15 protein-coding genes are annotated in these 18,358 nt (G+C 51.7%); 6 read left to right on the forward strand and 9 right to left on the reverse strand.

What is annotated here, in order from left to right; all coding sequences use genetic code 11:
• Position 1: 1 nt before the first annotated feature.
• Together NNO03_RS15930 and NNO03_RS15935 are read right to left on the reverse strand one after the other, a co-directional pair.
• The gene (locus NNO03_RS15930) at positions 2 to 943 is read right to left on the reverse strand and encodes an electron transfer flavoprotein subunit alpha/FixB family protein (RefSeq protein WP_271449977.1); all 942 of its coding nucleotides are present in this window, start codon (positions 941 to 943) and stop codon (positions 2 to 4) included.
• A gap of 15 nt (positions 944 to 958) precedes the next feature.
• Entirely contained in the window at positions 959 to 1,729 is a 771-nt protein-coding gene (locus NNO03_RS15935; RefSeq protein ID WP_271449978.1) for an electron transfer flavoprotein FixA, read from the reverse strand.
• A gap of 481 nt (positions 1,730 to 2,210) precedes the next feature.
• Between NNO03_RS15935 and caiT the strand changes: the two genes are divergently transcribed.
• The 6 genes from caiT to caiE all read left to right on the forward strand — a co-directional run bounded on the left by caiT (position 2,211) and on the right by caiE (position 9,336).
• Positions 2,211 to 3,728, forward strand: a complete 1,518-nt coding sequence (gene caiT / locus NNO03_RS15940; RefSeq protein WP_271440464.1) for an L-carnitine/gamma-butyrobetaine antiporter — start codon at positions 2,211 to 2,213, stop codon at positions 3,726 to 3,728.
• A 34-nt stretch (positions 3,729 to 3,762) separates the two neighbouring features.
• Entirely contained in the window at positions 3,763 to 4,905 is a 1,143-nt protein-coding gene (gene caiA / locus NNO03_RS15945; RefSeq protein WP_271449979.1) for a crotonobetainyl-CoA dehydrogenase, read from the forward strand.
• Positions 4,906 to 4,965: 60 nt separating this feature from the next.
• Positions 4,966 to 6,183: an L-carnitine CoA-transferase gene (caiB, locus tag NNO03_RS15950; protein ID WP_271440463.1), complete on the forward strand. Its 1,218-nt coding sequence runs from the start codon at positions 4,966 to 4,968 to the stop codon at positions 6,181 to 6,183.
• Between the two features lie 63 nt (positions 6,184 to 6,246).
• On the forward strand, positions 6,247 to 7,800 hold the full coding sequence (gene caiC, locus NNO03_RS15955) for a crotonobetaine/carnitine-CoA ligase (RefSeq protein ID WP_271449980.1): 1,554 nt from the start codon (positions 6,247 to 6,249) through the stop codon (positions 7,798 to 7,800).
• A gap of 54 nt (positions 7,801 to 7,854) precedes the next feature.
• A complete protein-coding gene (caiD, locus tag NNO03_RS15960) occupies positions 7,855 to 8,640 on the forward strand; it encodes a crotonobetainyl-CoA hydratase (protein ID WP_271449981.1) in 786 nt (261 codons plus the stop codon).
• 99 nt (positions 8,641 to 8,739) lie between these two features.
• Complete coding sequence (gene caiE, locus NNO03_RS15965; protein WP_271449982.1) at positions 8,740 to 9,336, forward strand: carnitine operon protein CaiE; 597 nt, start codon at positions 8,740 to 8,742, stop codon at positions 9,334 to 9,336.
• A gap of 76 nt (positions 9,337 to 9,412) precedes the next feature.
• Here caiE and caiF read toward each other — a convergent pair whose 3' ends face one another.
• The 7 genes from caiF to fkpB form a co-directional block, all read right to left on the reverse strand.
• On the reverse strand, positions 9,413 to 9,808 hold the full coding sequence (gene caiF, locus NNO03_RS15970; RefSeq protein ID WP_202039541.1) for a carnitine metabolism transcriptional regulator CaiF: 396 nt from the start codon (positions 9,806 to 9,808) through the stop codon (positions 9,413 to 9,415).
• A gap of 273 nt (positions 9,809 to 10,081) precedes the next feature.
• Entirely contained in the window at positions 10,082 to 13,309 is a 3,228-nt protein-coding gene (gene carB / locus NNO03_RS15975) for a carbamoyl-phosphate synthase large subunit (RefSeq protein WP_271449983.1), read from the reverse strand.
• Positions 13,310 to 13,326: 17 nt separating this feature from the next.
• A complete protein-coding gene (gene carA, locus NNO03_RS15980) occupies positions 13,327 to 14,475 on the reverse strand; it encodes a glutamine-hydrolyzing carbamoyl-phosphate synthase small subunit (protein ID WP_271440458.1) in 1,149 nt (382 codons plus the stop codon).
• A gap of 454 nt (positions 14,476 to 14,929) precedes the next feature.
• Complete coding sequence (gene dapB / locus NNO03_RS15985; RefSeq protein WP_271449984.1) at positions 14,930 to 15,751, reverse strand: 4-hydroxy-tetrahydrodipicolinate reductase; 822 nt, start codon at positions 15,749 to 15,751, stop codon at positions 14,930 to 14,932.
• A gap of 173 nt (positions 15,752 to 15,924) precedes the next feature.
• A complete protein-coding gene (gene rihC, locus NNO03_RS15990; protein WP_271449985.1) occupies positions 15,925 to 16,839 on the reverse strand; it encodes a ribonucleoside hydrolase RihC in 915 nt (304 codons plus the stop codon).
• A gap of 65 nt (positions 16,840 to 16,904) precedes the next feature.
• Positions 16,905 to 17,855: a 4-hydroxy-3-methylbut-2-enyl diphosphate reductase gene (gene ispH, locus NNO03_RS15995; protein WP_271440455.1), complete on the reverse strand. Its 951-nt coding sequence runs from the start codon at positions 17,853 to 17,855 to the stop codon at positions 16,905 to 16,907.
• A gap of 1 nt (position 17,856) precedes the next feature.
• Positions 17,857 to 18,306, reverse strand: a complete 450-nt coding sequence (gene fkpB / locus NNO03_RS16000; RefSeq protein WP_137383771.1) for an FKBP-type peptidyl-prolyl cis-trans isomerase — start codon at positions 18,304 to 18,306, stop codon at positions 17,857 to 17,859.
• Between the last annotated feature and the right edge of the window lie 52 nt (positions 18,307 to 18,358).

Raw genomic sequence — 18,358 nt, forward strand, 5'->3', positions numbered from 1 at the left:
TTTAGCGCGCTAAGGCGGCCGTCAGCGCAGGCAGGATCTTCAGTGCATCACCAACGATGCCGAAATCCGCGTACTGGAAGATCGGTGCATTTTTGTCTTTGTTGATAGCGAAGATCGTCTGCGCGCCGTTGGCGCCAACCATATGTTGGATCTGCCCGGAGATCCCCACGGCCAGATACAGTTCAGGTTTCAACATCAGGTTAGAAATACCAACGTAACGCTCGTGTTCCATCCACTTCTCGTTCTCCGCTACCGGGCGGGAGCAGGCCAGCTCAGCGCCAATCGTCTGACACAGCGCTTCGGCCAGTGAGATATTTTCTTTGCTGCCGATACCACGTCCCACGCTGACCACCAGACGAGCCTTGTCAAGATCGACACTGTTGCTCTGACGCGCCTGAGTTGCCGTACGGGTCACGGCAATGGCCGGAGCCTGCCATTGCACGGTGTGCATCTCGCCGTTACGAGAGGTATCTGGCTGTTGGGCGTCAAATGTCCCGCTACTAAGCGTCAGTACGGCAAACGGTGACGCGATGGTTTCCGCTCCCATTGCCAGGCCACCGTAGACCATATGTTTGACCGCTGCTTTCCCGTCCTGCAATGTCACTGCACTGGCATCGTTGGAAACTGCCGCTGACAAACGAAAACCCAGTTTTGCCGCTAACAGCTTGCCGCGACGCGTATTCGGCAGCAGTACCGCCCCCCCTTCGCTGTGCTGACGAATCGTCTCAGCCATTACCCCGGCGTAATCCTCCATCATGCGATCTTCTGGCTTACCGCTGAGCAACCAGGCATGATCCGCACCTAGCTGGAATGCCATCGCGCTATCAGCGTCATTCAGTACGAATGTGTTAACCTTTTCACCTAAAGCCTGCGCACCACTCATCAGTTCCGGCAGACGAGAAGGGGTATCGCTGAATACCCAGACACTGGAAAACTTGTTCATAACATCCCCTGATAATTAAATGATTTTGCGAAGATTCTCGACAAATGCGGCAATCTGTTCTTCACCGTCGCCTTCAATCACAACGCGTTGACGCTCGCGTTGTTTCGGTGCGGCAACCTGTTGTACGGAATACGCCTGTGCGCCAGTAAATCCAATGTCCGCTGGCGACCAGACCTGAACCGGCTTTTTCGCTGCACCGAGAATGGCTTTCATCGAAGGGATTTGTGGCGTGTTGATGTCAGTTGAGACCGCAATCACCGCCGGCAGCGGTATGCTCAGGGTCTCAATTTCATCTTCCAGTTCACGTTCTACTGTCAGCGTGCTGTCGGTAAGAGAGAGGATTTTACTCACACCGTTAATCGCCGGGATATTCAGCGCTTCGCCCACCAGCAGACCAACCTGCTGAGCATAAAGATCGGAAGAACCATCACCGCAGATAATCAGATCAAAGCCTGATTTTTGTGCGGCAGCGGCCAGCGCGCTCGCGGTATGTTGTGGCAGCGCCTGTTCAAACTGATCGTCAATCACGACAATCAGCTCATCAGGGCCACGGGAGAGCACATCTTTACGCCCTTTGGCGTTGGTCAGTGCTTTCCCCCCCACGCTCATAGCGACAACCTGTGCTTCTCCTTGCTGCTGTTTTAACTGACACGCAGCTTCGATTGCATTCAGATCATATTGGCTGATTTTGCCATCCGCTTTACTGAAATCCAGTGAACCGTCAGCATTATTAATTGCAATATCCTGTTCATCAGGTACGCATTTGTAGCAAGTAATTATCTTCATTGCATCTCCAGAAATCATGAAGGAAACGTTATTTATATCGGCGGTGTTAAATACAAATATCACGCTCTTTAATTCGGAAATAAAACATTAATCACCAATATTGAAAATGTCACACATTGATATTCATAACTTTCAATAGTGTTATGCATCTCACCAATATTGAAAGAAATGTGTCAAACAGGAAAATTTTCAATATTGTTTGCTGGTTCAACAATATTGAAAGATAAACACTTAAAAAAGTTAAAAAACCAACCACAAACAATTGAATATTAAGGATTAATATTGATATTCAAGCCAAAATTGCCAGCATAAAAAATCGTGATACACATCACAGAACCACCCGTTACGAATACCCATTATGAGTTACTCACTGAGGCGCCCCAGAGGTTAAATAGTTATCAACAAATCATTAATAATAAATAAACAAAAGATTACAAACGGGAACGCTAAATAAATTTCGTTTTCACACTGGAATTCAATTATGAAAAATGAAAAGAGAAAGTCGGGAATTGAACCTAAGGTTTTCTTTCCGCCATTAATAATTGTCGGGATACTTTGCTGGCTAACAGTAAGAGATCTTGATGCCGCTAATGTGGTTATTAATGCGGTATTTAGTTATGTCACCAATGTCTGGGGTTGGGCATTTGAATGGTATATGGTCATCATGCTCTTCGGCTGGTTCTGGCTGGTTTTTGGTCCGTACGCCAAAAAGAAATTAGGCGACGAAAAACCAGAATTTAGCACCGCCAGCTGGATTTTTATGATGTTCGCTTCCTGTACATCCGCTGCCGTACTGTTCTGGGGCTCGATAGAGATCTACTACTATATCTCTACGCCCCCCTTTGCTCTCGCCCCGAACTCTACAGGTGCGAAAGAGATAGGCCTGGCATACAGCCTGTTCCACTGGGGGCCGCTGCCATGGGCAACCTATAGCTTCCTCTCCGTTGCCTTCGCCTACTTCTTCTTTGTGCGCAAAATGGACGTCATCCGCCCCAGCTCTACACTGGTGCCGCTGGTTGGCGAAAAGCATGCAAAGGGCTTGTTCGGAACGATTGTCGATAACTTCTATCTGGTGGCGCTGATCTTTGCGATGGGTACCAGTCTCGGTCTGGCGACACCGCTGGTAACCGAGTGTATGCAGTACCTGTTCGGCATTCCGCATACGCTGCAATTAGATGCCATCATCATTACCTGCTGGATCATCCTGAACGCTATTTGCGTAGCCTGTGGCCTGCAAAAAGGGGTCAAGATCGCCAGTGATGTGCGTAGCTACCTGAGTTTCCTGATGCTCGGTTGGGTGTTTATCGTCAGCGGTGCCAGCTTCATCATGAACTATTTCACCGACTCCGTCGGGATGCTGCTGATGTATTTGCCGCGCATGTTGTTCTATACCGATGCTATCGGCAAAGGCGGCTTCCCGCAGGGCTGGACCGTCTTCTACTGGGCATGGTGGGTCATTTACGCCATCCAGATGAGTATCTTCCTGGCACGTATTTCTCGTGGTCGTACCGTACGTGAACTGTGCTTCGGGATGGTGCTGGGCCTGACCGCGTCGACCTGGATCCTGTGGACTGTCCTTGGCAGTAACACGCTGCTGCTGATGGATAAAAACATCCTCAATATCCCGCAGTTGATTGAACAGCACGGTGTGGCGCGCGCCATTATCGAAACCTGGGCCGCCTTACCATTTAGCACCGCCACGATGTGGGGATTCTTTATCCTCTGCTTCATTGCCACTGTCACTCTGATTAACGCCTGTTCCTATACCCTGGCGATGTCGACCTGTCGCGAAGTTCGCGACGGTGAAGAACCACCGCTGCTGGTCCGTATCGGGTGGTCCGTCCTGGTGGGCATCATCGGTATTGTTCTGCTGGCGCTGGGAGGATTGAAGCCGATTCAAACCGCCATCATTGCCGGGGGATGTCCGCTGTTCTTCGTCAACATCATGGTAACGCTGTCCTTTATTAAAGACGCCAAAGTGCACTGGAAAGACAAGTAATTCTCATTAACCCAATTGATCAAGAGGCTGAAAGATGGATTTCAACTTAAATGACGAACAGGAACTGTTTGTCGCCGGTATTCGTGAACTGATGGCCAGTGAGAACTGGGAAGCTTATTTTGCCGAGTGCGATCGCGACAGCGTCTATCCAGAACGTTTTGTAAAAGCACTGGCGGATATGGGGATTGATAGCCTGCTGATCCCGGAAGAACACGGTGGTCTGGAAGCGGGTTTCGTCACCGTTGCCGCCATCTGGATGGAACTGGGTCGTCTTGGCGCACCGACTTACGTGTTGTACCAATTGCCTGGAGGTTTTAACACTTTCCTGCGTGAAGGCACACAGGAGCAAATTGATAAAATCATGGCGTTCCAGGGAACCGGTAAGCAGATGTGGAACTCCGCGATCACCGAACCGGGAGCGGGATCAGATGTTGGTAGTCTGAAAACCACTTATACACGCAAAAATGGTAAGGTTTATCTTAATGGCAGTAAGTGTTTTATCACCAGTAGCGCCTATACCCCGTATATCGTGGTGATGGCGAGAGATGGTGCATCGCCGGATAAACCTGTTTATACCGAGTGGTTTGTTGACATGAGCAAAGCAGGTATCAAGGTCAACAAGCTGGAGAAACTTGGTCTGCGCATGGATAGCTGCTGTGAAATCACCTTTGATGACGTCGAACTGGATGAGAAAGACATGTTCGGTCGGGAAGGTAATGGTTTCAACCGCGTAAAAGAAGAGTTTGACCACGAACGTTTCCTCGTCGCTCTGACCAACTACGGTACGGCAATGTGCGCCTTTGAAGATGCAGCGCGCTACGCTAATCAGCGTGTACAGTTTGGCGAAACTATCGGCCGTTTCCAGCTGATTCAGGAGAAGTTTGCGCATATGGCGATCAAACTGAACTCCATGAAAAACATGCTACTGGAAGCCGCATGGAAAGCGGATAACGGCACCATTACCTCGGGTGACGCGGCAATGTGCAAATACTTCTGCGCCAATGCCGCGTTCGAAGTGGTAGACAGTGCTATGCAGGTACTGGGTGGCGTGGGTATCGCGGGCAACCATCGCATTACCCGTTTCTGGCGTGACCTGCGCGTTGACCGTGTTTCTGGTGGTTCTGACGAAATGCAGATCCTGACGTTGGGTCGTGCGGTACTCAAGCAATACCGCTAAGTGGGATGCCGGATGGCGCTGTGCTTATCCGGCCTACAACTAACTGCCAGGAGCAAAAGAATGAATCATTTACCAATGCCAACCTTTGGGCCGCTTGCCGGGCTGCGGGTTGTCTTTTCAGGAATTGAAATTGCCGGGCCGTTCGCTGGGCAAATGTTTGCCGAATGGGGTGCGGAAGTTATCTGGATAGAGAACGTGGCATGGGCCGATACCATCCGCGTACAGCCAAACTACCCACAGCTTTCACGCCGTAACCTGCACGCCCTGTCGCTGAATATTTTCAAAGATGAGGGCCGGGAAGCGTTTCTGAAATTAATGGAAACCACCGACATCTTCATCGAAGCCAGTAAGGGCCCGGCCTTTGCCCGTCGCGGCATTACTGATGAGGTATTGTGGGAGCATAACCCGAAACTGGTTATCGCCCACCTTTCCGGCTTCGGTCAGTTTGGCACCGAGGAGTACACCAATCTTCCGGCTTATAACACCATCGCGCAGGCATTCAGCGGCTATCTGATCCAAAACGGCGACGTTGATCAACCTATGCCCGCCTTCCCATACACCGCCGATTACTTTTCTGGCATGACCGCAACCACCGCCGCGCTGGCTGCGCTGCACAAAGTGCGCGAAACAGGGAAAGGGGAAAGTATTGACGTTGCCATGTACGAAGTGATGCTGCGTATGGGTCAGTACTTCATGATGGATTACTTCAACGGCGGCGAAATTTGCCCACGCATGACCAAAGGTAAAGACCCCTACTACGCCGGTTGTGGTCTGTACAAATGTGCTGATGGCTACATTGTTATGGAACTGGTTGGTATCACGCAAATCAACGAGTGCTTTAAAGATATTGGTCTGGCTCACATCCTCGGTACCCCTGAAGTCCCGGAAGGCACTCAGCTTATCCATCGCGTTGAATGCCCATACGGCCCATTAGTCGAAGAAAAACTGGATGCCTGGCTGGCGGAACACACGATTGCCGAGGTCCAGGCACGCTTTGCCGAGCTGAACATCGCTTGCGCGAAAGTACTGACTATTCCAGAACTGGAAGGCAACCCGCAGTACGTTGCCCGTGAATCCATTACTCAGTGGCAAACGATGGATGGTCGCACCTGCAAAGGGCCAAACATCATGCCGAAATTCAAAAATAATCCGGGGAAAATCTGGCGTGGCATGCCATCACACGGCATGGATACCGCCGCCATTCTGAAAAATATCGGTTATAGCGAAGCAGACATAAATGAGCTGGTCGGCAAAGGCCTGGCCAGGGTTGAGGAATAAACGCGACGCGCTAACCCACGGGTTTGGTTAGCGCTCACGCCTGTTTTCAGTGGATAAAGCAATATGGATATCGTTGGCGGACAAAACTTACGTCAGATGTGGGACGACCTGGCCGGGGCGTACGGAGATAAAACGGCACTTATTTTCGAATCCTGCGAAGGAAACGTTCAGCAGTTTAGCTATGCCTCGCTCAATGAAGAGATTAACCGCACGGCAAACCTGTTCCATTCCTTAGGGGTCCGCAAGGGCGATAAGGTCGCATTGCATCTGGATAACTGTCCGGAGTTTATTTTTTGCTGGTTTGGACTGGCAAAAATCGGTGCCATTATGGTCCCGATCAATGCCCGTCTGCTGGGTGAAGAAAGCGCCTGGATCCTGCGAAACAGTCAGGTGCGCCTGCTGGTCACCAGCGCCCAGTTTTATCCTATGTACCGCCAGATACGCCTGGAAAACGAGACACCACTGAATCACATCTGTCTGATTGGCGATCGGCTTCCGGCGGATGACGGCGTGAGCCACTTTTCCCTCCTGAAAGACCGACAGTCGGCCACGCTATGCTATACACCTGCGCTATCCACTGACGACACGGCAGAAATTCTGTTTACCTCAGGCACCACCTCGCGGCCTAAAGGGGTGGTGATTACCCACTACAACCTGCGTTTTGCAGGTTACTACTCTGCCTGGCAGATCGCCCTGCGCGATGATGATGTGTACATGACGGTGATGCCCGCCTTCCATATCGACTGCCAGTGCACGGCTGCAATGCCGGCATTTTCATCAGGGAGCACTTTCGTGCTGATTGAGAAGTACAGCGCCCGGGGCTTCTGGGACCAGGTACGTAAATATCAAGCGACGGTGACGGAATGCATCCCGATGATGATCAGAACGCTGATGGTACAGCCCGCCTCACCGACGGACAGGCAACATCATCTACGTGAAGTGATGTTCTACCTCAACTTATCAGAGCAGGAAAAAGACGACTTTACCGGTCGCTTTGGTGTCAGGCTGCTGACCTCCTACGGTATGACAGAAACTATCGTCGGCATTATTGGCGACCGTCCAGGAGACAAACGGCGCTGGCCTTCAATTGGTCGTGTCGGCTTTAGCTATGAAGCAGAAATCCGCGACGATCAAAACCGTCCTCTGCCCGCCGGAGAAATTGGCGAAATCTGTATTAAAGGCGTGCCGGGCAAAACCATCTTCAAAGAGTACTACGCGCAACCGGAGGCAACCGCCAAAGCGCTGGAACCTGAGGGCTGGTTACATACCGGTGATTCTGGCTATCAGGATGAGGATGGCTATTTTTATTTCGTCGACAGACGCTGCAACATGATTAAACGCGGCGGGGAAAATGTCTCCTGCGTTGAGCTGGAAAATATCATTTCTGCACATCCGAAAATTCAGGACATTGTTGTTGTCGGTATCAAGGACACTATCCGTGATGAAGCGATTAAAGCATTTATTGTCCTGAATGAAGGTGAAACATTAAGCGAGGCCGAGTTTTTCAGCTTCTGCGAACACAATATGGCGAAATTTAAGGTTCCCTCTTTTATGGAGATCAGAACCGACCTGCCGCGCAATTGTTCAGGAAAAATAATTAAAAAAAATCTGAAATAACCCTTCCGACAGGAACTCCTCCTGCCGGGAAATCTATTTATCTGGAGATGAACTATGAGTGATTCATTACATCTGACCCGTAACGGCTCGATCCTGGAAATTACCCTCGACCGGCCTAAAGCCAATGCCATTGACGCCAAAACCAGCTTTGCCATGGGTGAAGCGTTTCTTAATTTTCGTGACGACCCGGAATTACGCGTAGCGATTATCACCGGCGGCGGTGAGAAATTCTTTTCTGCGGGCTGGGACTTAAAAGCGGCAGCTGAAGGTGAAGCGCCAGATGCCGATTTTGGCCCAGGCGGCTTCGCCGGTTTAACCGAAATATTCGATCTCGATAAACCGGTCATCGCTGCGGTAAACGGCTATGCGTTTGGCGGTGGTTTTGAATTGGCGCTGGCAGCGGATTTTATTGTCTGCGCGGAAAACGCCAGCTTCGCACTGCCGGAAGCCAAGCTCGGGATCGTGCCTGACAGCGGCGGCGTACTGCGTCTGCCTAAGCTGCTGCCACCGGCAATCGTCAACGAAATGGTGATGACCGGCAGACGAATGAGCGCCGAAGAAGCGCTGCGTTGGGGTATCGTCAACCGCGTTGTCAGCCAGGGCGAACTGATGGATAGCGCGCGTGAACTGGCGCAGCAGTTGGTCAATAGCGCCCCGCTGGCTATCGCCGCACTGAAAGAGATCTATCGCACCACCAGCGAAATGCCGGTGGAAGAAGGCTACCGCTACATCCGTAGCGGCGTACTGAAACACTATCCGGCTGTCCTGCACTCTGAAGATGCGCTGGAAGGACCACAGGCATTTGCGGAAAAACGCGATCCGGTGTGGAAAGGCCGTTAATCAAGACATGCCGGATAGCGGTATAAACGCCTTATCCGGCCTACGAACACGGCATGTTAGCCCGATAAGCGCCATCCGGCAAAAAAGCGAGGAGCAACCATGAGCTATTACGCCTTTGAAGGACTGATTCCGGTCGTACACCCGGATGCGTATGTCCACCCCAGCGCCGTGCTGATTGGCGATGTCATTGTGGGGGCCGGTGTGTATATAGGCCCGCACGCGTCACTGCGTGGTGATTATGGCCGTCTGATCCTCGAGGCAGGTTCTAATCTGCAGGATGGCTGTATCATGCACGGCTATTGCGACACCGATACCATCGTGCATGAGAATGGACACATCGGTCATGGCGCTATTTTACATGGCTGCGTGGTCGGTCGGGATGCTTTGATTGGCATGAACAGCGTCATTATGGACGGCGCAGTGATTGGAGAAGAGAGCATTGTTGCCGCCATGAGCTTTGTCAAAGCCGGATTTCAGGGGGAGGCAAGACAGATGCTGGTTGGCTCACCGGCTCGCGTACTGCGCGAAGTCACCGATCAGGAACTACACTGGAAACGGCTGAACACCAAAGAGTATCAGGATCTTGCCATTCGCTGTCAGACTGGCTTACACGAAACGCAGCCACTAACGCAGGTCGAAAAAAACCGACCGCGCCTGCAAGGCACGACGGATGTGAAGCCGAAATCAGCACAGTAATTGATGCCGGATGCGCTCACGCTAATCCGGCCTACGCGTCAATCACCGCTTGTACCGCCATCAGGCAAACTGACCATTAGCGACGCATACTCTTGGAGAGCATCATTTGCCATTTCTGCTCACGGTTGAGCTCTGTTGGAGGAACCGCTGACAGGCGCGGCGTTTTCGCCATGCTCACCTTTTTTTCCTGCAAATTGTGATTCAATCTGCTGTAAAGATGGGAATCAATACTGATGACTTTCACCAGCCGCTGGCACTGACAGCCCCGACCGGCAATCTGATTAGGGATCATCTTAACTTCACAAACGATTTCCCCCACTTCAGACAGAATATAGGAGAGCGTATTAATCGCTTTGCAGTGCTCAATATCAAAATGGCGGGAAATTTCCTTTGCGGTGATCCAACGATCCTCAGCCATCATCCAGTCAGCAATTAACAAATAAAGCGGTCTTTCAACATATTTTTCACACATAAGCACACCATTTCACAAATTAAAAATCTGGCTACGGCCTGTCCAAATTAATAAAAACTAAGCCATATTAAAATTGTGGATATAAAGGATAGTATGCGACTTGAATGTTGATTAGTGTGAGCTATATCGTGCTTATTACATTGAAAATGTGGTTATGAAAGTGCATTTGGCCAGGAATGACCTTACTCGAATTTAAAAAAGGGTTTCTTTACAGAAACCCTTTCAAAATTATATTGCTGGTCAGGTTAACGCAATTATCACCGAACCTATTTTTTATGACTTTTTGATCTGCGCGTGCATTTCCTGGACAGAAGTCACCTTCTCGGTCGCATCTGCATTCAACGCCATCGCCGTGGCAAAACCGCCGTTCAGCGTTGTGTCGTAATGCACCTTATACTGCAGCGCGCTGCGGCGAATCAGCTTGGAGTCCTCAATCGCCTGACGACCTTCAGTGGTGTTGATGATGTAGGTGTATTCGCCATTCTTGATACGGTCCTGAATGTGCGGACGGCCTTCATGCACTTTGTTTACCAAACGTGGATTAATACCCGCTTCACCCAGCACAATCGCCGTGCCGTGTGTAGCATCCAGCTCGAAACCAAACTTCAACAGTTTCGCCGCCAGGTCTACTACACGTTCTTTATCGCCTTCACGTACGGAGAGCAGCGCACGGCCCTGTTTTTTCATGGTAGAACTGCTGCCCAACTGTGCCTTAGCGAACGCTTCGGCAAAGGTACGCCCCACGCCCATGACTTCACCGGTAGAGCGCATTTCTGGCCCTAACAGCGGGTCAACACCTGGGAATTTGTTGAACGGCAGCACCACTTCTTTCACGGAGTAGTACGGCGGGATAATTTCTTTGGTTACGCCCTGCTGTGCCAATGTTTTACCCGCCATCACACGTGCCGCCACTTTCGCCAGCGGTACACCAGTGGCTTTAGAGACGAACGGTACAGTACGCGCTGCACGTGGGTTAACTTCAATCAGGTAAACTTCGTTGTTCTTCACGGCAAACTGGACGTTCATCAGGCCACGCACCTGCAGTTCGAAGGCCAGTTTCTGCACCTGTTGACGCATGACGTCCTGAATTTCCTGACTCAGCGTATAAGCAGGCAGAGAACATGCGGAGTCACCAGAGTGCACGCCCGCCTGTTCGATGTGTTCCATGATGCCGCCAATCAGCACCATTTCACCGTCACAAATGGCATCCACGTCAACTTCTACCGCATCGTCGAGGAAGCGATCCAGCAGCACTGGCGCGTCGTTGGACACGCTAACTGCCGTCTGGAAGTAACGACGCAGGTCGGCTTCGTCGTAGACAATTTCCATCGCGCGGCCGCCGAGAACGTAGGACGGACGCACCACCAACGGATAACCGATTTCTTTTGCTTTCTCAACAGCTTGCTCGATAGCGGTTACGGTGGCGTTGGCCGGTTGCTTCAGCTTCAGACGGTCAACCGCCTGCTGGAAACGTTCACGGTCTTCGGCACGGTCAATCGCATCCGGGCTGGTACCGATAACCGGAACACCTGCAGCTTCCAGCGCACGAGCCAGTTTCAGCGGAGTCTGACCACCGTACTGAACGATAACGCCTTTCGGCTTCTCGATACGCACGATTTCCAGCACATCTTCCAGCGTCACCGGCTCGAAGTACAGACGGTCAGACGTGTCGTAGTCGGTTGAAACGGTTTCCGGGTTACAGTTGACCATGATGGTCTCGTAACCGTCTTCACGCAGCGCCAATGAAGCGTGTACACAGCAGTAGTCGAATTCAATCCCCTGGCCGATACGGTTCGGACCACCACCCAGAACCATAATTTTATCGCGGTCTACGGACGGATTCGCTTCACACTCTTCTTCATACGTGGAGTACATGTAAGCAGTATCGGTAGCAAATTCTGCGGCACAGGTGTCAACGCGCTTGTAAACCGGGTGCAGCTTATACTGTTCACGCAGTTTGCGAATTTCTGCTTCGCGCACGCCAGCCAGTTTAGCCAGACGCGCATCGGCGAAGCCTTTGCGTTTAAGCATACGCAGGAAGTCAGCGTCGAGGCCGTTAATGCCCACGTCCGCCACTTTTTCTTCCAGACGCACCAGCTCTTCAATCTGCACCAGGAACCAGCGGTCAATGTTGGTCAGGTTGAACACACCATCGACGGACAGGCCAGCACGGAACGCATCAGCGATGTACCAGATACGCTCAGCGCCTGCGTCTTTCAGCTCACGGCGGATTTTAGTCAGTGCTTCCGGGTCATCCAGGCTTACTTTCGGGTCAAAACCGGTCGCGCCCACTTCCAGGCCACGCAGCGCTTTCTGCAAGGATTCCTGCTGGGTGCGGCCAATCGCCATCACTTCACCAACAGATTTCATCTGGGTCGTCAGACGGTCGTTTGCGCCCGCAAATTTCTCGAAGTTAAAACGTGGAATCTTCGTCACAACGTAGTCGATGGACGGCTCGAAAGATGCCGGAGTACGACCGCCAGTGATGTCGTTCATCAGCTCATCGAGGGTGTAACCCACCGCCAGTTTCGCCGCTACTTTCGCAATCGGGAAGCCCGTTGCTTTAGACGCCAGCGCTGAGGAACGGGATACACGCGGGTTCATTTCGATGACAATCAGGCGACCATTTTTCGGATTCACCGCAAATTGCACGTTGGAACCACCGGTTTCCACACCGATTTCACGCAGCACCGCCATCGAGGCGTTACGCATGATTTGATATTCTTTGTCGGTCAGTGTCTGCGCTGGGGCAACGGTGATGGAGTCGCCGGTATGGATACCCATCGCGTCGAAGTTTTCGATGGAGCAGACGATGATGCAGTTGTCGTTTTTATCACGCACCACTTCCATCTCGTACTCTTTCCAACCAATCAGCGATTCATCAATCAGCAGCTCGTTGGTTGGGGAGAGATCCAGACCGCGTTCGCAGATTTCTTCGAACTCTTCGCGGTTATAGGCGATACCGCCGCCGGTGCCGCCCATGGTGAAGCTGGGACGGATAATGCACGGGAAGCCAACATCAGCGGCAACCGCCAATGCTTCTTCCATGGTGTGGGCGATGCCTGAACGCGCAGTGTCGAGGCCGATTTTCTTCATCGCGATGTCGAAGCGACGACGGTCTTCTGCTTTATCAATAGCATCTGCCGTCGCGCCAATCATGGTCACGCCGAACTCAGCCAGTACGCCCTGACGTTCCAGTTCCAGCGCACAGTTCAGCGCCGTCTGGCCGCCCATAGTCGGCAGCACCGCATCCGGGCGCTCTTTTTCGATAATTTTGCGTACCACTTCCCAGTGAATCGGCTCGATATAGGTTGCATCGGCCATTTCCGGGTCGGTCATGATGGTTGCCGGGTTGGAGTTCACCAGAATGACGCGGTAACCCTCTTCACGCAGCGCTTTACACGCCTGCGCACCGGAATAGTCAAACTCACACGCCTGACCGATTACAATCGGGCCCGCGCCCAGAATCAGGATACTTTTTATGTCTGTACGTTTTGGCATGGCTCTTATACTCCTGATTATTTCGCGGACTGACGGTATTGCTCAATAAGCTCGATAAAGTGGTCAAACAACGGCGCAGCGTCGTGCGGACCTGGGCTCGCCTCCGGGTGTCCCTGGAAGCTGAATGCCGGTTTATCGGTACGATGAATCCCCTGCAGGGTGCCGTCGAACAGTGACTTGTGGGTCACGCGTAGGTTGGCAGGCATGGAGGCCTCATCAACCGCAAAACCGTGGTTCTGCGCGGTGATCATCACGGTATTGTTATCAATATCTTTCACCGGATGGTTGCCGCCGTGGTGGCCAAACTTCATCTTGATGGTTTTGGCACCGCTCGCCAGCGCCAGCAGTTGATGGCCGAGGCAGATGCCAAATACCGGAATATCAGTTTCGAGGAATTTCTGAATCGCGGTAATCGCGTAATCGCACGGTGCCGGGTCGCCAGGACCGTTGGACAAGAAGATACCGTCCGGATTCATCTTCAGGACCTCTTCTGCAGAGGTCTGCGCCGGTACTACCGTCAGGCGGCAACCGCGATCCGCTAACATACGCAGAATGTTGCGCTTGGCACCAAAATCATAAGCCACAACGTGGAACGGGAGTTCATCAGCAGATTTTGCTTCCGGTAAGTCACCTGCCAGCGTCCAGCTACCCTGCGTCCAGCTATACGGCTCCGCAGTGGTCACTTCTTTCGCCAGATCCATACCGTTCAGGCCCGGAAATGCTTTGGCTTTTTCCAGCGCCAGTGCCGCATCCGGGTTGTCACCCGCAATAATGCAGCCGTTCTGTGCGCCCTTTTCACGCAGCAGGCGCGTCAGCTTACGGGTATCGATATCGGCAATCGCCACGATGTTATGGCGCTTCAGGTAAGAAGAAAGGTCTTCAGTATCGCGGAAGTTGCTGGCAATCAGCGGCAGGTCGCGAATGACCAGGCCTTGCGCATGTACCTGAGAAGATTCTGCATCGGCTTCATTGGTGCCGACATTACCGATATGAGGATAAGTAAGAGTGACGATTTGGCGGGAATAGGAAGGATCAGTGAGGATTTCTTGATAACCGGTCATTGAAGTATTGAAAACGACTTCCCCAACCGCCGAACCTGTTGCCCCTATGGCCCGACCGTGAAACTGGGTTCCGTCTTCCAGAACCAATAGCGCTGACTTAATCAAAACACCCTCCAGAGAATATTCACTCACTTTATTTGCATATTAATTCATTAACACACCATGAATCAATGCAAATTTGCTTACCTATGGATTTCTGGCAAACGGCGGCATTCTAGAGATAGCCCACGTAAAAGTCTACCCAAAAGGACAATTTTTATTATTATTTTGCGCCATTGACGAATTAACCCGCCTCCAGGCATCAAAAAGATCAACTAACTTAGAGTGGAAAACGCTTGCGGAGCAGGAAGAGTATCAAATCTCAGAAACAAGAGATAAAAAGTAGACCAAATGGTCAAAATTTACATTTAACCAACAAAAAAAGACAATGAAACTTATAAAAACAAGGAACTCAATTTAAAAACAACATCAAATATATAAAATAAAGGGCAATAAAATATTGCCCTATGTAATCAAATAATTATGACTACAATAACCACATCACGAAGGGTAATAAACCTTACAAATTGCGTAAATCAAGCACATCTCGCATATCAAAAAGACCATTTGATTTAGATTTCAGCCAAATAGCCGATCTCACAGCACCGTTGGCGAATGTCATACGACTGGAGGCTTTATGCGTAATCTCGATGCGCTCACCAATATCAGCAAACATCGCGGTATGTTCCCCAACGATATCTCCCGCACGCACCGTAGCAAAACCGATAGTGCCCGGCACACGTTCACCGGTATAACCTTCACGCGCATAGACGGCACAGTCTTTTAAATCTTTATCCAGTGCCCCGGCTATCGCCTCCCCCATCGCCAGCGCGGTACCAGACGGCGCATCCACTTTATGGCGGTGGTGAGCTTCAATAATTTCAATGTCGGTATAGTCACCCATGACTTTCGCGGCTTTCTCCAGCAACTTCAGCATGACGTTAACGCCGACGCTAAAGTTAGCGGCGAAGACGATGCCAATATCCTGTGCGGCATCGTGAATAGCCTGTTTTCCCGCATCATCAAAACCAGTGGTACCAATTACCATGCCTTTGCCGTGCTGGCGACAAAACGCCAGATGTGTCAGCGTACCTTCAGGACGGGTAAAATCGATAAAAACATCAAAATCATCTTTTATCGCTTCAAGGCTGCTTTGCACGGTCACGCCCGTCTTTCCTGCGCCCGCCAGTTCCCCGGCATCGCTACCCAGTAAGGAAGAGCCTTCACGTTCCAGCGCCGCACCAAGCTGTACGCCATCCATACCCAGCGTGGCCTGAATCAACTGACGCCCCATGCGTCCTCCGGCTCCCGCGATGGCAACGCGGATTTGTGCATCATGCATAGCTATTCTCTTTTGTTAATTTTACGTAAATCGTTTTCAGATTAACCAGCGTATCGCTGCGCCGCCAGCCGAAAACGTCGATAATTAGAATTTAATGATAAACAGGGAAAGATATCAGTAAAAGGCATGACGCCACGGAATAAGCAGCGTCATATCGTTATATAGCGTGGAAATCAGGGGGCCAGTGCCAGAACGTGCGCCACCCACTGCTGGAATCCCTCAACGTTCAGCCCCAGTGCCACCTGGGCATTAGCGGGTTGCCCCAACCGCCCTTCGATATCTACTACCGTTGTACCAGCGGTATATTCCCCCTGCGTTTCAACGGCGACAAAACAGGGCTTGAGCGTAAAGAGATCCGGGCGCACCAGCCAGGCAATCGCACAGAGGTCGTGCATTCGCAGCCCCGTATTCATGCTACCGCTACGGTAATGACTGAACAGCGCATGCAGCATTTTTCCGGTCTGATTAAGCCCTGGTAACGTCGCCAGATAATCCGGCGCAAGCATGGCCTGGTTGGTCACGTCCAGCCCGCACATTACAATCTCCAGCCCACTCTGGAATACTTTCGCTGCCGCTTCCGGGTCGATAGCAATATTAAACTCAGCGTTTGGCGTGAAGTTCCCGCGCCCGGCCGAACCACCCATAATCACCAGACGCTGAATGTTGAATACGCATTCAGGATAATGAGTGAGGAGCAACGCAATATTCGTTAAGGGGCCAATGGCGACCAACGTCACCGGTTGTGGGGCATGCATCAGCGCGTCACGAATGGCCTGAAAAGCAGGTTTTGCCAGCGGCTGGCGGTCGTGCTCGACAAACTCGTACCCTTCCATGCCGGACTCCCCGTGTACAGAAGCAGCATCGCGCAACGGGCGCACCAGCGGCATGGATGCGCCCTGCGCCAGGGGAATATCCGCATTCCAGAAATGCAGCAACTGCAATGCGTTACGGGTGGTTTTTTCCACCGAAACATTGCCTGCTACCGTGGTCATTAGTTGTAGATCCAACTCAGGGGCAAACAACGCAGCGGCAATTGCAGCGGCATCATCAATGCCGGGATCGGTATCAAGAATGATCGGTAAGCGCATGGTTTCTCCAAAAAAAATGCCAGACGTTAAGTCTGGCATCTTCGCATAATCGTGACGTGAAAGACTTACTCTACTTCACGAACATCCACACGCAGTTCTTTAGGCACTTCGAAAACGATATTCTCTTCACGGCCTTCAAGCGGGATAGCTTCTCCACCGCCCAACTCCTGCAGACGAGCAATCACATTCTGAACCAGAATATCGGGTGCCGAAGCACCGGCCGTTACGCCCACACATTTCGCGGCTTTCACCCACTCTTCCTGGATATCAGTCGCATCATCAATCAGATACGCGGCTTTCCCCATCCGCTGCGCCAGTTCAGCCAGACGGTTAGAGTTAGACGAGTTTTTCGAGCCGACAACCAACACAACATCCGCCAGCTCCGCCAGCGCACGTACCGCTTCCTGACGGTTAGTGGTGGCATAGCAGATATCGTCTTTTCGCGGCCCGACGATTTTCGGGAAGCGTTGGCGCAGCGCGTCGATGACATCCGAAGTATCGTCAACGGAGAGCGTGGTCTGCGTCATGAAGGAAAGTTTACCTTCATTTTTCACGTCCAGTTTCAGCACATCTTCCGGTGATTCAACCAGATACATCCCCCCTTGCGGGTTGCTGTATTGGCCCATCGTACCTTCAACTTCCGGGTGCCCGGCGTGACCGATCAGGATCGACTCTTCGCCGCGACGGCTGGCCCGGGCGACTTCCATGTGCACCTTGGTCACCAACGGACAGGTCGCATCAAAAACTGTAAGGTCGCGGCCTTTGGCTTCGTTACGCACTGCCTGAGATACGCCGTGGGCTGAGAAAATCAAAATTGAGCCGTCTGGCACTTCACTGATTTGCTCAATAAAAATAGCGCCGCGCTCACGCAGGCTATCCACCACGTAGCGGTTATGCACCACTTCGTGACGGACATAAATCGGCGCGCCGTAAATAGCCAGCGCGTTTTCTACAATGCTGATAGCGCGGTCTACGCCAGCGCAGAAACCGCGCGGGTTGGCCAACAGGATCTGCATTTTACGCCTCCAGTACTGGTTCGACTTCCAGCACTTCAATATCAAAATGAACGGTATGCCCAGCCAGCGGATGGTTGAAATCAACCGTGATCGAATCACCGTTGATTTCGCGGATAACACCTGGCATCTCACTGCCGTCCATTGCGGTAAAGAGCATGATTGCGCCAATTTCTGGCTCACCCGCGTCCATAAATTCCCGACGCGAGAAGTACTGAATTAAGTCCGGGCTGGTGATGCCAAAGGCCGCATCCGGTTCCAGGGAGAACGTGGTTTTATCGCCCTCTTTTAACCCCAGCAGGTGCTGCTCCAGTCCTTCAGACAGAGAACCATCGCCCAGGCGAAACAGCGCAGGCTTGCCGTTATTGCGGGTTGACTCTGCGGTGGAGCCATCGTCGAGCTTGAGGGTGAAGTGCACCAGCACCGCACTGTTACTCTGTACTGATTTAGACATGCAGGTTGCTCTTTAAAATTGCTGCCGACTGTTTGCCCGGTGGCGCTACGCT

The sequence above is a fragment of the Citrobacter sp. Igbk 16 genome (assembly GCF_028069755.1).
In the GTDB taxonomy this organism is placed as follows: domain Bacteria; phylum Pseudomonadota; class Gammaproteobacteria; order Enterobacterales; family Enterobacteriaceae; genus Citrobacter.